Here is a 685-nt window from a genome sequence, read left to right as displayed (position 1 = left end):
AGTGCTATGGTGGCGCTGAGCAAAATGATGATCCCAGAGCTAAATAACAACTGAGGATCAATTTTCAATTTTCTAGGAAAAGGCGATATACCAAGTATCGAGTAGAGAACAATGAACCATGAGAGGGTTCTTAGAAGTTCTATGCTATAGCGAATCGTGAAAGGGATTTCAAAACCGCTCGACTGCGCGCACAGCAACCCGAGCCACAATGCGGAACAGAAAGCGGCTGCCAGAAGCGCTTTATCAGTGGTGCGGCGGTGTTCGCTGCGCAGCATATACATGCATAACAGAGCGAACGTAACAACGCCAGTCGCATTGCCTATAACGGGGAAGCTAAGATCCATCGTTTGAGTTTGTCTTCCATTTTTTGAGCGTGATTGAGCCAAATGTTCAAAGCTTATCAACAAGTGTAACAGGGAAGAGCGAAAGGGTGGTGCTTAAGGGCGAAAAGGCAAAAAAAAAGCCGGGTGTGCTACCAAACACAACCGGCAATAAGTGCGAGTAGTATCCATGAAAGTCTTTCATTTCCCCAACGGTGCGTACACCGTCGGTACCGACAAGTATTAGTGAAAATTGGCATTTCGCAAATTGAAACTGTCAAAAAGATGATCACTTTTTGGAATAAGTAGGGCTGTATTTGTGGCAGACTGTAATTACACCTAGAAATTAATTTAGGTAATCTTTT

At 44.1% G+C, this 685-nt stretch carries 1 pseudogene; it reads right to left on the bottom strand.

The features are described from left to right. A pseudogene (locus tag A3751_RS23635) lies at positions 1 to 344 on the bottom strand (hypothetical protein); the annotation flags it as partial. Positions 345 to 685: the final 341 nt, after the last annotated feature.

It is taken from the genome of Oleiphilus sp. HI0080 (genome assembly GCF_001635135.1).
The sequence above is the reverse complement of the archived record's forward strand: the minus strand, read 5'-3'. Positions and strand labels throughout refer to the sequence as shown.